Source organism: Nocardia sp. NPDC059195 (assembly GCF_042754695.1).
Taxonomy (GTDB): domain Bacteria; phylum Actinomycetota; class Actinomycetes; order Mycobacteriales; family Mycobacteriaceae; genus Nocardia.
In genome coordinates this window covers 81169-93576 of the sequence record NZ_JBHZBG010000013.1, presented here as the reverse complement: position 1 = coordinate 93576, position 12408 = coordinate 81169, and the positions used below count along the sequence as shown (strand labels likewise).

Here is a 12408-nt window from a genome sequence, read left to right as displayed (position 1 = left end):
ACCCACCCCCCTATCCCCTCCCGGCGCCCGGCGGGCCCCCCGCGCTAATAAACCCCGTTATTGTTCTCCCCCCCTCAAATTTAGGGGCGCGGCCCCGGGGGTGGGGGGCCCCGCTTCGTTCTCTTCACCTCCAGCATCCAGTACTGTTCCGCGAATTGAACATTCGGTGAACACCATGGATCTCGTGATGGTCTGGGCGTTCAGCTGACGCGATACCGAACGGCCGGGTAGCTTGGGTGTACGGCACGCAGGGGTGCCGTACCCGACAGCGTGGTCGATCGTCTGAACACTGAGCACCGACCCACTCTCGTCAGGGGGCGATCTGTCATGGATCTCATCGCGCCGTTGGATGCGCTGTTCCTGCTCGCGGAATCTCGTGAGCACCCGATGCACGTCGGCTCATTGCAGTTGTTCGAACCGCCGGAGGACGCGGGGCCCGAATATCTGCGCGAGTTCCGCGACACCTTGTTGGCCGACAAGACCGTTCGGCCCACTTTCAGTAAGCGACCTGCCACCTGGCTGGGCGCACCACAGATGGCATGGACCCAGGATGACGACGTCGACCTGGACTATCACGTGCAACGCAGCGCCCTACCCGGGCCGGGCCAATTCGACCAGCTGCTCGACCACGCGTCGACCTTGCACAGCTCGCTGCTCGACCGGCACCGCCCGATGTGGGAACTGCACTTCGTCGAGGGCCTGGCCGATGGACGCTTCGCGCTCTATTCGAAGATGCATCACGCACTGGTGGACGGTGTTTCGGCCCAGCGCCTCATGCGACGCACGCTCACCACTGATCCGTTCGCGACCGAGCTCATGCGGCCGTGGAACCTGCCGCGCAAGATCGGTCCCGCCCGCCCCGGCAAATCCCGGCTGGGCGGGCTGATCGACTCGGTCACCTCGGCGCGCTCGTCGACCACCGCGTTGATCAAGGCGACCCGCACCGGTCTGCTGCAACAGCAGCTCACCCTGCCGTTCGAGGCGCCGCGCACGCTGTTCAATGTGCCGATCGGCGGTGCCCGCAAGTGCGCGGTGCGCAGCTGGTCGATGGATCGGGTCAAGCAGGTGAAGAAGGCGACCGGCGCCACCGTCAACGATGTGGTGCTGGCGATGTCGGCGGGCGCGTTGCGGGCATATCTGCTGGAGCGCAATGCTTTACCGGACAAGCCGATGATCGCGCTGGTGCCGATGTCGTTGCGCGAGGAAGACGATGTCGACACCCAAGGCGTGAAAATCGCGGCGCTGCTGTGCAATCTGGGCACCGATGTCGCGGATCCGCTGGAACGTCTTCGGGTGGTAAGCGACTCGACGCGCCGCAACAAAGAGGTGTACCGCTCGCTCACGCCCACGCAGACGCTGGCGATGGCCGGGGTGATGTTGAGTCCGCTCGCGGCGATGCTGCTGCCCGGGTTCGCCTCGGTGGCGACGCCGCCGTTCAATATCGTCATCTCGAATGTGCCCGGTGCGCGCGAGTCGCTGTACTGGAACGGCTCGCGCCTGGACGCCACCTATCCCCTGTCGATCCCGCTCGACGGGCAGGCCGTGAACATCACGCTCACCTCGAACGGCGACAACCTCGATTTCGGCCTGGTCGGCTGCCGCCGCACGCTGCCCGACCTGCATCGACTGCTCGATCACCTCGAGGATTCGCTGGCCGCGCTGGAGGATGCCGCGCTGTAGAAATCGGGCATTTTCGACCAAACTAGAACATGTTACAGTTCGGTATGCGTACCGAATTCTGCGAACAGCTCGGCATCGAGTTCCCCATCTTCGCCTTCACCCACTGCCGCGATGTTGTGGCAGCGGTGAGCAACGCGGGCGGTTTGGGGGTACTCGGCGCGGTCGGCTTCACCGCCGAGCAGCTCGAGGTGGAGCTGGCCTGGCTCGACGAGCACGTCACCGGAATCTACGGGGTCGACCTGGTGATCCCGTCGAAGTACGAGGGCAAGGGCGTCGACGGACTCAGCCCCGAACAGCTGGAAAAGCAGCTGGCGCAGATGGTTCCGCAGGGTCATCGCGACTTCGCCCAGCAGATCCTCACCGATCACAACGTGCCCGCGCTGCCCGACGGCGAGCACCACAACGAGCTGCTCGGCTGGACCGCCACCACCGCGGGCCCGCAGGTCGACGTCATCCTGAACCACCCCAAGGCCAAGCTCGTCGCCAACGCGCTCGGCACCCCGCCCGATGACGTCGTCAAGCGCATCCAGGATTCCGGCCGGGTGATCGGCGCGCTGTGCGGCTCGGTCAAGCACGCGATGAACCACAAGGCGGCCGGCCTCGACTTCGTGGTGGTCCAGGGCACCGAGGGCGGCGGGCACTGCGGTGAGGTGTCCTCGCTGGTGCTGTGGCCGCAGGTGATCGACGCGATCGGCGATGTGCCGGTGCTGGCCGCCGGTGGCATCGGCAACGGCGCGCAGGTCGCGGCGGCGCTGGCGATGGGCGCGGCGGGCGCGTGGACCGGGTCGCTGTGGCTCACCGTCGAGGAGGCCAATGTGCCGCCCGCCCAGATGGACACCTACCTCGAGGCGACCAGCCACGACACCATCCGCTCGCGGTCCTGGACCGGCAAGCCGTGCCGCATGCTGCGCAACGACTGGACCGACGCCTGGGAGTCCACCGAGACCCCCGACCCGCTGCCGATGCCGCTGCAGATGATGGTCGCCCTCGACGGCGTCAAGCGCGGGCACCGCTACCCGGAGGCCGCCAAGGACGTGAACTTCAACCCGGTCGGCCAGGTGGTCGGCATGATGAACAAGGTCGAACGCAGCGCCGACGTGGTCAACCGCCTCGTCGAGGAATACGTCACCGCCTACGACCGCCTCACCCGACTCAACGGCTAGCCCGCCTCCCCGCGAACTTTAGCCAGGGCTCAGGTGCGGGGGTAGTTGGCGACGCGGCAAGCTTCCCAGCACTACACTCGGCGTATCTGACCTGCGGGGCGGTGTTCTGTACACCGCCCGCAGCATTGCCCAACGGTTGCGGACGGCGGTGGCATGGGTTCGGAGGAATACGCGAGCAAGACCTGGCAGGTGGCCAGGAACCGAGTGGCCCATGCCATCGCCAAGATCCGCGAGGGATACGCGAAGGCCCCGCCCCGGCCCACCGAGCACGAACCCGTCGACCCGCCCGTGCCCGCCGACCTGCTGAATCTGCTGTGCCGTATCGGCGTGGCGCTGGTCGGCGCGGACGAGACCTCCGCGCGGGTGCAGGCCATCCTCGACAAGCTGTCTCGGCGCTACGGCACCGACAACATCCACTTCATGGTGTTGCCCACCGCGGTATTCGTCCGGGTACGTGCCGACGAGAGCTCCGCGGTCGACATGCTCGACGCCCGCGTGGGCACCCTGCCGCTCGACCAGATCGATGGCCTCTACCGGCTCATCGACCAGATCGAGCAGGACGCGCCGCCGCCGAGCCAGGCATCGAGGGATCTCGACAAGATCCTCACCCAGAAACCCGGCAGTCCGCCGTGGCTGATCCTGCTCGGGCAGGTTGTGCTGACCGTCGGCGTCGGCATGATGCTCAATCCGGGGGCGCGGGCGCTGGTCGGCTATGTGGTGCTCGGCTTGGTCGTCGGCGCGCTGACCCAGCTGGCCGACAAGGTGAAGCTGCTGTCGCTGGCGTTGCCGGTGGTCGCGTCGGTGGTGGTCGCGGTGCTCGCGTACGGCTTTCCCGGCGCGCTCGCCGGCGGGCAGCCGCAGCAGTTGCTGGTTCCCGCGGTCGCGACGCTGCTGCCCGGCGCGATGCTCACCAACGGCACGATCGAGTTGGCGACCGGGTCGATGGTGGCCGGTGCCAGCCGCGTCGTCTACGGCATCAACATGCTGTTCCTGCTCGCGCTGGGTTCGTATGTGGGGATCAGCCTGCTCGGACCGCTGTCGGATCCGCCGGTGAGTAGTGCCCAATTGGGTTGGTGGGCACCGCTACTCGGGGTGCTGCTGATCGGTTACGGGCATTCGTGGCGGTCGAGCGCGCCCCAGAACTCCGTGGGCTGGTTGCTGCTGGTCCTCTACATCACCTTCGCGGCCCAGGTCCTCGGCAAGCACGTGTCCGGTCCGCTGACGGGCACGTTCCTCGGCGGGCTCGTCGCCGTGAACGCGGCGTATCTGATCCAGAGCCGCAAGCACGCGCCACCGACCCAGGTGGCGTTCCTGCCCGCGTTCTGGATGCTGGTACCGGGTGGGATCAGCCTCACCGGGGTCTCCGACCTGGTCACGCACTCTATTTCGGGGGTGTCGAGCGGCGGGCTGGAGGTACTGGTGTCGGCGCTGCTCTCGGTGATGTCGATCGCGCTGGGCGTGCTGGTCGGGTCTGGTCTGGCGACCGCGCACACGCCGCGGGTCAGGACGATCATCGACACTGTTGTGCCACACCATCTGCCGTGGCAGCACGCCGCGGGCGCGACAACGAAGAAGCCCGACTCAGACAGCTAGCAGCGTAGTTCAGACAGCCGAGCTCAGTGGCACGGTGTGGATCGGTGTCTCGCCGACGAGTTGACCGAAACGGGCGATCACCTTCTCGTGGTACAGCGCGAACAGGTCACCGAACAGGGCGAGTTGGGCGTCGCTCGGCGCGGATTCGGCGTCCCAGACCGCGAGCAGCGCCCGCCAGACGAGCACGTGCAGATCGGGGGCGACGGCGAAGTAGGCGGCGACCGCCTCCGGCACCTCGACGACCATATCGGCGATCGAATTCAGCACCGCGCGTTGCATACTCATCTCGAGCACGCCGAGGAGCTTGCGCACCAGCGCGATCTCGGCGGCGATGATGCGCGCGTGGTCGGGCACCGCGTGGCGCGCCATCGTCTCCAGCTCGTCGACGGCGGCGGCGAGCTCGGCCGGATCGAGCACCTTCTCCCCCGCGGTGTAGGCGAGCAGCGCCTCGCCCACGATGCCGCGCTCCACCTCGACGATGTCGGTGAACATCTCGGCGGCGACCGCGGGCGCGGTGATCGAGAACCGGAACAGGTGCCGGTAGACGTCCATGCCGCCCTCGACCCGCACATCGCGGATGGTGAACCCCTTGCCGCGCCGCGCCTCGACGAATCCGTAGGACTCGAGTCTGCCGAGGATGAGCTGGGCGGTGGCGCGGTTCATCCCGAACTCGTCGGCGACCTGGCGCACCGACGGCATCAGCTCGCCAGGTCGGTACTCGCCGGTGGCTACCCGGCGTGCCAGCTCATCGGCAACGTCGGCGACCACCGTCCGGGATCCCATCGAAAACACCTTTCGGTCATCATCTGGCTACGTCCCAGACAGTTTAGGTGGTGGAACCCCACCCCGCACACACCTGCGCACGCTGTGGGGTGGTTCACGTCACAGGCTGTTCATCCCCCGGAACCGACCGAACAGCCCGTTCGGCAAGCGGTGGGCAACCCGGTGAATGCCGGGGCACGCAAACCCCGAACCACAGATATTTCGCCGGGCAACGCGCACATCTGGATCAGACAGCATTGTGCGACACCGTGATTGAATACGCAGGCAACTGCGCAGCTAAACATTGTGGGAGGAATTGTGAGAACCACTCGGCTCGCCGCGAGCGCGGTCGCCGCACTCGCCGTGATCGCAGGCTTGTCCGGCTGTGGCAACGACAAGGAAGATCATTCGGCGCACCCGTCGAGCACCGCCGCGGCGACGACCACGGCGGGGAAGACCTCCGCGGCGAAGCTGACCGGCACCTCGGCGGCACCACTGCCTTCGCCGAGCCCAACCCATCCGCCGCACCCCGCGCCCCCGCCGCTGCAAGACGTCAACTGTGGCCAGGTGACCGGCGGCAACGGCGCCACCGCCGATGTGATCGTGTTCGCCTCCGACGCGGGCCGGGCCGGCTGCACCGAGGCTTTCAACGTCGTCGCCGACTATCTCGAAGTGCCGCGCACCGGCGATGCGGCGAATGTCGACGGCTGGGTCTGCGAACCACAGCCCGACGCGTCGGTGAAACACATCTGCGTCAATCAAGGCCTGACCATCGGCCTGCGCGGTGACGCGGCACCGGCCGACCCACCGTCACCCGCGCCCAGCCCGATTCGCACGGTCGACCCGACCAAACCCCCGGTCACCACCACCAGCAGCGTTCCGCCCGAACCGGACCCAGGCACCACGGTCGAGGACGTGAACTGCGGCCCGGTCACCGACGCGGGCGGGCACGCGCGCACCGTGATCGCGGTGGGCAACTCCGCGGGTCGCCCCGGCTGCACCGAGGCGATCACTGTGGCCACCACCTACGCCACCACGATCGGTCCCTCCGACGCGATGGTCGTCGACGGCTGGCAGTGCAACGCCCAGCCCGACGCCGCCACCCCATCGGTGTGCTCGAAGGACGGCCTCGTGATCGCATTGCGGGCGAACTGAGCGCTCGGCCGCAATTCAGGAAGTCTTGTAGTCGCGGCCCGCCCGATTCTGGACTGACTGAAGGGTGCGACGAAGGAGTGCCCGTAGGGAGGGAAGAATCGGGGCCCGAAGGGCCGCGATCCGAGCGCGCCAGCGCTCCAACAATTCAGATCATGTCTTTCTTATCTAGCCAACGCATGACCGGCCAGCCTAAAGCGACTGGGATCCAACAGGTCAGCACTCGGTAGAGCAGTACCGCGGGGACCGCGATCTCGGCTGGAACGCCGAAGGCCGCGAGACCACCGATCAGCGCCGCCTCGACCGCGCCGACGCCACCGGGTGTCGGCGCGGCCGAGGCCAGCGTGCCGCCGATCATGGTGACGATGGTGACGGCCACGAAATCCGTGCCACCGCCGAAGGCTTCGACGGCCGTCCACAGCGCCAGCGCCTGCCCGAGGGTGATCGCGCCGCAGCCGCCGACGATGACCACGAATCGCCTCGGATCCTTCGCGAGGTCGGCGAGTTCGCCCAGCACTTCCTTGACCTGCGGGCGTATCGAGTGATTCACCCAGCGACGCAGCGTCGGCACGAACATGAACGCGCCGATCAACCCGACACCGACGCCCGCGATCAGGTACAGCACCGTCGCGTCGGGCACGATGTGGGCCAGGTTGCTCGATGTTCCGGCCACCACGCTGAACACCACGAGCAGCACCAGGTGGGTGAGCACCTGCATCGACTGCTGCATCGCCACCGCGGCCGTCGCGCGCAGCGTCGACATGCCCGCCTTCTGCAGGAACCGCACGCTCAGCGCCAACCCGCCGACGCCCGCGGGCGTGGTCGTCGCCACGAAGGTGTTGGCCAGCTGCTCCACGAGCAGATAGCGCAGTTTGATCAGCCCGTCCGCGCAAGCACCCAGCGCGGCGGCGGCGCCGACGTAGGTCAGCCCCGAGACGGCAAGACCCGCGAGCGCCCACCACCAGTTGAGCGTGCGCAACTGACTGAAGAACGTCGGAACCTGGCTGAAGAACGGATACGCCACATAGACCAGCGCCATGAGCAGGACGAGCTGGATGAGCTGGTTGCGCGTGAAGCGGGTGATCTGTTCGGACTGGATGCGGTCGTGGCCGGTTTGCCTGCGCACCTCCTCGTGGGCGGTGGCCATCACCTTGGTCCACTGCGGCACCGACTTCCGGATGCCGATCGACATGGCCGATTTCGTCAGGCGCCTGGCCGCGTAGGCGACCTTGTCCTCGCCGAGCGCCTCGATCGCCGCCGAGACCGCCTCATGTTTGCCGTAGAGCGAGGTCGTGGTCACCAGCAGCTGGGCGATATCGGTCTGGCACTGCGCCTGCGCCGTACCGAATTCGGCGGCGGCGAAACCGCCGAACAGGGTGTCGCCCTGGCTGACTCGCACGAAGTCGGGTTGCAGATCGCCGAGGCTGATCTGGTTCTCGTGCAGGCGAAGCAGCGAACGCCACACCCCGGGCAGTACCTGCGCGGACAATGTCGCGATCTGCGTACCGCGAGGCATGGTGTGCGCGTACAGCATCCAGCCGCGATTCAAGCCCGCCACCGCGACCTGATGACTGTCGGCCATCCCGAGGTCACCGATCGCGATGCCGAGCAGCGCCCGATGTTCCACCGCGCGGTGCATCGATCCGTGCAGCGGTGCGGTCTCGCTGGAGCGGAAGGTGATCCAGCGCCACACCTGCCGGATCGCGCCGAAGCTGCGCTGATTCTTGCCGTACAGCTCGACGACGATCTCGTCTTCTGGCCCGTCGACCTCGGTGGCTAGCAGCAGTGGTCCGCGCCCGGCAGGCCGGTCGACCCGGAAGGCTTTCACGGTGTATCCCCGCCCGGCCAGCACCCGGACCGCGGCGTCGAGGGGCACCTCGAGCGCGGGCGTACCGACCAGCCAGACGATCACCGCGCCGACCAGCCAGCCGACCGCCAAGCCGAGCATCGCCCGCGCGGGCACCACCGAGCTGACGAACAGGTGGATCGGCGCGAACATCAGCAACAGAAACCACATCCAGCGCCGTGGCCGCACCGGCAGCCACGGGCTCGACACGGTGAGCATGGCCGCGAGCATCGCGATCCAGCGTGGATCGTCGAGGAATTGCGACAGGAAGGTGTCGAAGCGGTCCGGGACCGGCAGGTGCCATTTCGGCGTGGAGATGCCGGCACCGGTGATCGACAGGGCGAGCGCGGCGAGCAGGCCCGCCGCCGCGTACCCGGCGAGCAGCTTCCACTGCGCGCGCAGCACGAGTTCGATGAGGATGGCGAACGGCAGTGCCAGGATGAGCATTCCGTAGATCAGGTAGACCATGGTCGCCTGGTCCTGGCTGAGGAACCCGACGATATTGGCGACCGAGCGTTCCAGTGCCAGCCATTCCGGCCGGGTGATCAGCGAGCCCGCGACCACGACGGCAACGCCTATCCCCGCCAGCACTACCCGGACGATGTCACTGGTTCGCCGGATCAGCGGTTGCAGGAGTTTCCCCGTGACCGGGATCTCCCGACCGTCGACTCGCATGAGCCGCACGATACACACCGACACGCCGCAGACCCGCCGTGACATCACCCAATCAGCACGGTCGTTCCCACATGGCGTGAAGCCGATCACAGGCCGTCACAAACACTGGCGATACCCCGTCCAGAGGGTAGGGAAACACCCACTCAGCCGGAAGGAACGATCATGCAGGTTCTGCTCGCAGGTGCCACCGGTGCCATCGGACGCCCGCTGATCCGCGCGTTGACCGCGAATGGCCATACGGTGTCGGCGCTCGTCCGCGATCCGGGTGCGTTCCCGCTCGTGCGCGAGCTCGGCGTCACCCCGGTCACCGCCGATGTGCTCGATCGCGAGGGACTGCTGCGCGCTGTCGACGGTCTGCGCGCCGATGCCGTGATCCATCAGGCCACCGCCTTGCGCGATGCGAAGGTGCAGCGCCGGATTCCGGCCGACGATCCGACCGGGCTGCTGCGCACGGTCGGCACGGCCAACTTGCTCGACGCCGCGGCGGTGGTCGGTGCCGGGCGGTTCGTCACCCAGTCGCTGATCCTCGGCTACGGGTACCACGATCACGGTGACCGGCTAGTCACCGAGCGCGATCGGTTCGGGGTGTACGGCGGCGGGGTGGCCGACGAGGTGGTTCGCGCGTGCGTTTCCGGCGAAAGTCAGGTCTTCGACGCACCCGGCGTCGACGGAATCGCGTTGCGGTACGGACTCTTCTACGGTCCCGGTGCGTTCAGCGATCTGTTCGCGGACATGATGCGCAAGCACAGTCCGGTCGGGCCGTTGGGCGCCGGCGGAGTCAATACCTGGGTCCATGTCGATGACGCGGCCGCCGCGACCGTCGCCGCACTCGAACGCGGCGCACCCGGGCGCGCCTACAACATCGCCGACGACAACCCGATCACCTGGCGGGAGTTCTTCGCGGAGGTGTCCCGTAGCCAGCAGACCCCACGCCCGATCCGCTTGCCCGCGTGGATGATCCGACTGGCCGTCCCCTATATCGGCGCGCTCATGTCCGAGACCTCGATGCGAATCTCCAGCCGGCTCGCCCATGATGAATTGGATTGGCGGCCACGGTATTCCAGCGTCGCCGCCGGTCTCGCGGGCTGACGTTCCGGGCGGTGATCATGGTGCGGTTCGGGCAGTGACGGCGGCGCGGTCGTGGCCGGGGATCACTTCGATCTCGGCAGGCAGGGCGTGCAGGCGGTGGATGGTTTCGAAGGCCCGGTCGCGGTCGGCGTCGAGTAGTTCGCCGAGCAGCGGCGCCTTTTCGCGGAGGAGGTCGATTTGCAGGGTGCTCCAGACCGCGTCGCCCGCGAGCAGAACGCGGGAGCCGTCGTCGACGGCGAGGAGGATGCCGACACTGCCGGGGGTGTGTCCGGCCAGGTCGACGATCAGGACGGAGCCGTCGCCGAACAGGTCGTGGCTGCGGGCGAAGGTGAGGACCGGCGGGCCGTCGAGTTCGTAGAGGTCGAAGGCGCGGCCGCGCAGTGGTCCGCGGGCGACGCCGAGCGGTGCGTGCGAACCGGCCATCGCCCAGCTGTATTCGGCGGCGGGCACCCGGATCGGGATCAGGCCGGGCAGCTCGTACAGCCCGGCGACGTGGTCCCAGTGCAGGTGTGTCGGGAGCACGAAGTCGATGTCGTTTCCGGTGAGGTCGTGCGCGGCCAGCACTTCGCTCAGACCCCGCACCGGACTGTCGGGACCCACCAGCAGCGGCACCGGAAACGGCAACTCGGGCAGTACCCGCTCGTGCACGCCCGCGCAGATCGCGGGGTCGACCAGGAAGGTGGCGTCCGGGTGGCGGATGAGGAACGTCGACATGGTGAGCTCCGTCGACCGCAGCGTCCACACCCCCTCGGCGACGATCGTCGTTGGCGCGGACAGCTCGGCCTGCGCCAGCGCGGTCAGACCAACGGTGTTACGCGCGGGAGGAACGGGAGCGACCTCTAGCCCGTCCAGAAAAGCGGTATCGGCACCGCGTGGCCAGAGCAGCCGCGGCCCCGTGGCGACGGCAGCAACACAGCAGGCGAGAACAGTCGATAACATCGTCGTGCGCTCACCCATACGTGCCACCGTAGGCGATCGCCCACACCCCGACCACCGGACCAGGTTCACCTGCCGCAAACCGACACCGATCGGCTAACCCAGAACAACATCTGACGACCTATCCGGGCCGGGTAACCCCTGATATGTCTCTACCCAAAGGGGCCCGCCCCGATCTGGACTGACCGGAGGGTGCGACGAAGGAGTACCCGGAGGGAGGGAAGATCGGGGCCTCAGGGGCCCCGCTCGAGCGCGCCAGCGCTCCAAAAACACAGCCACCAAACGACCCGGGGCGGGCAACCCTGATATGTCTCTACCCAGAGGAGCCAGCGCCCGATAACTCAGTCCGACCGACCCATCAACCGATCAGTCTCGCGCCGTTCGCGTTTCGTGGGGCGACCGGCACCACGCTCACGCTGGGGCAGCGTGGCCAACACTTCCTTCGGAGGCGGCGGCGGGCTGCGGTCGATCAGGCACTGAGCGGCGACCGGCGGGCCGACTCGCTTGTGAATGATCCGCTCGACCACGACGATGCGCTCGAGACCGGCATGTCGAACCCTGATCTCGTCACCGGGGCGGACGGTCAGCGCCGGTTTCGCGGTGACCCCATTAACGCGAACATGCCCGGCGCGACAAGCGACTGCCGCGGCCGAGCGTGTTTTGAATAGGCGCACCGCCCAGATCCACGCATCGACGCGGGCCTGGGTTTCGGAGCGCTGGGGGGTCACCCCTTAGACAATACGGCGAGCCGTGACGACGTCGTCGGCGCTGAGGTGGGTGTAGGACACCGGGGTGCCCGACTGCACGGCGTTGAGAAGCTGACCGTTGCCCGCGTAGATACCGACGTGGCCACCACCGTTGGTGATGACGATGTCACCGGCCTGGAGGTTGTCGAAGGAAACGGGAGCGCCGACATGCGACTGCTCGAAGCTGGTACGCGGCAGTTCGACACCGGCCTGGCGGTATGCCCACTGCACGAGACCGGAGCAGTCGAAGCTCGCCGGGCCAGCGGCACCCCAGTTGTACTGTGCGCCCAGCTTGCCGCGAGCGGCGTCGAGGGCGATGTTGCCCGCGGACTGCTGCTGCGGCTGGGAGAACGGGTTATCGAAGTTCACGCTCGGGAGCTGCGGTGCGGCCTGGCCCTGAGGGGCGACCATCGCCTGCAGCTGCTTCTCGACCTGCTGTGCCGGCTGCTCGAGCTCTGGCGGCAGATCGAAGTTACCGAGACCGGGGATGTTGATCGTGGCGGCCTGCGAAATCGCGGGCATCGCACCGGTTGTAGCGGCCACCGCGCCCATGACGAGGGCACCCTTGACGGAATTCGGCAGTCGAGAATCCCGCTGCAAGCTGTGTTTACCCACCGAGACGAGTCTCCGATCTTGCTACTCTCCCGCCGCTTCGACGCGAATCGCTTGGCGATCACGACTATTCGGCGGTGACCCAATGGCGCCGCTTCTCTGACGAACCGACAGACTCCACTAAGTCACGAGAAGATTACGGCCTGTGATGAGC

The 12408-nt window shown here is 67.4% G+C and carries 10 protein-coding genes; 5 read left to right on the top strand and 5 right to left on the bottom strand.

Going from position 1 to position 12408, the window contains the following annotated elements:
* Nucleotides 1-327: 327 nt before the first annotated feature.
* From ACFXKN_RS18605 to ACFXKN_RS18595, 3 genes are all read left to right on the top strand, one after another.
* Nucleotides 328-1680: a wax ester/triacylglycerol synthase family O-acyltransferase gene (locus tag ACFXKN_RS18605; RefSeq protein ID WP_379433459.1), complete on the top strand. Its 1353-nt coding sequence runs from the start codon at nt 328-330 to the stop codon at nt 1678-1680.
* Between the two features lie 44 nt (nt 1681-1724).
* Entirely contained in the window at nt 1725-2843 is a 1119-nt protein-coding gene (locus ACFXKN_RS18600) for an NAD(P)H-dependent flavin oxidoreductase (protein WP_378947504.1), read from the top strand.
* Nucleotides 2844-2996: 153 nt separating this feature from the next.
* Entirely contained in the window at nt 2997-4436 is a 1440-nt protein-coding gene (locus tag ACFXKN_RS18595) for a threonine/serine exporter ThrE family protein (protein ID WP_379433458.1), read from the top strand.
* Between the two features lie 9 nt (nt 4437-4445).
* On the opposite strand, the gene ACFXKN_RS18590 is transcribed toward ACFXKN_RS18595, so the two are convergent.
* Nucleotides 4446-5219 (bottom strand): GntR family transcriptional regulator, encoded by a 774-nt coding sequence (locus ACFXKN_RS18590; RefSeq protein WP_378947498.1) that lies wholly within the window; start codon nt 5217-5219, stop codon nt 4446-4448.
* Between the two features lie 297 nt (nt 5220-5516).
* Between ACFXKN_RS18590 and ACFXKN_RS18585 the strand changes: the two genes are divergently transcribed.
* Complete coding sequence (locus tag ACFXKN_RS18585) at nt 5517-6353, top strand: hypothetical protein (protein ID WP_379433457.1); 837 nt, start codon at nt 5517-5519, stop codon at nt 6351-6353.
* A 145-nt stretch (nt 6354-6498) separates the two neighbouring features.
* On the opposite strand, the gene ACFXKN_RS18580 is transcribed toward ACFXKN_RS18585, so the two are convergent.
* A complete protein-coding gene (locus ACFXKN_RS18580; RefSeq protein ID WP_379433456.1) occupies nt 6499-8871 on the bottom strand; it encodes a flippase-like domain-containing protein in 2373 nt (790 codons plus the stop codon).
* 162 nt (nt 8872-9033) lie between these two features.
* Here ACFXKN_RS18580 and ACFXKN_RS18575 point away from each other — a divergent pair, with 162 nt between their 5' ends.
* Nucleotides 9034-9960 (top strand): NAD-dependent epimerase/dehydratase family protein, encoded by a 927-nt coding sequence (locus ACFXKN_RS18575; protein WP_379433455.1) that lies wholly within the window; start codon nt 9034-9036, stop codon nt 9958-9960.
* A 15-nt stretch (nt 9961-9975) separates the two neighbouring features.
* On the opposite strand, the gene ACFXKN_RS18570 is transcribed toward ACFXKN_RS18575, so the two are convergent.
* From ACFXKN_RS18570 to ACFXKN_RS18560, 3 genes are all read right to left on the bottom strand, one after another.
* Nucleotides 9976-10917 carry an MBL fold metallo-hydrolase gene (locus tag ACFXKN_RS18570; protein WP_379433454.1) on the bottom strand — a complete coding sequence of 314 codons (942 nt, stop codon included), beginning with the start codon at nt 10915-10917 and terminating at the stop codon, nt 9976-9978.
* A 320-nt stretch (nt 10918-11237) separates the two neighbouring features.
* Nucleotides 11238-11624 (bottom strand): RNA-binding S4 domain-containing protein, encoded by a 387-nt coding sequence (locus ACFXKN_RS18565; protein ID WP_379433453.1) that lies wholly within the window; start codon nt 11622-11624, stop codon nt 11238-11240.
* A gap of 3 nt (nt 11625-11627) precedes the next feature.
* A complete protein-coding gene (locus tag ACFXKN_RS18560; protein WP_378948202.1) occupies nt 11628-12194 on the bottom strand; it encodes a C40 family peptidase in 567 nt (188 codons plus the stop codon).
* Between the last annotated feature and the right edge of the window lie 214 nt (nt 12195-12408).

What these genes read in the sequence shown, in the direction of transcription:
- ACFXKN_RS18605 (WP_379433459.1), top strand. Translation starts at nt 328, where the DNA reads ATGGATCTCATCGCGCCGTTGGATGCGCTGTTCCTGCTCGCGGAATCT.
- ACFXKN_RS18600 (WP_378947504.1), top strand. Translation starts at nt 1,725, where the DNA reads ATGCGTACCGAATTCTGCGAACAGCTCGGCATCGAGTTCCCCATCTTC.
- ACFXKN_RS18595 (WP_379433458.1), top strand. Translation starts at nt 2,997, where the DNA reads ATGGGTTCGGAGGAATACGCGAGCAAGACCTGGCAGGTGGCCAGGAAC.
- ACFXKN_RS18590 (WP_378947498.1), bottom strand. Translation starts at nt 5,219, where the DNA reads ATGGGATCCCGGACGGTGGTCGCCGACGTTGCCGATGAGCTGGCACGC.
- ACFXKN_RS18580 (WP_379433456.1), bottom strand. Translation starts at nt 8,871, where the DNA reads ATGCGAGTCGACGGTCGGGAGATCCCGGTCACGGGGAAACTCCTGCAA.
- ACFXKN_RS18575 (WP_379433455.1), top strand. Translation starts at nt 9,034, where the DNA reads ATGCAGGTTCTGCTCGCAGGTGCCACCGGTGCCATCGGACGCCCGCTG.
- ACFXKN_RS18570 (WP_379433454.1), bottom strand. Translation starts at nt 10,917, where the DNA reads ATGGGTGAGCGCACGACGATGTTATCGACTGTTCTCGCCTGCTGTGTT.
- ACFXKN_RS18560 (WP_378948202.1), bottom strand. Translation starts at nt 12,194, where the DNA reads ATGGGCGCGGTGGCCGCTACAACCGGTGCGATGCCCGCGATTTCGCAG.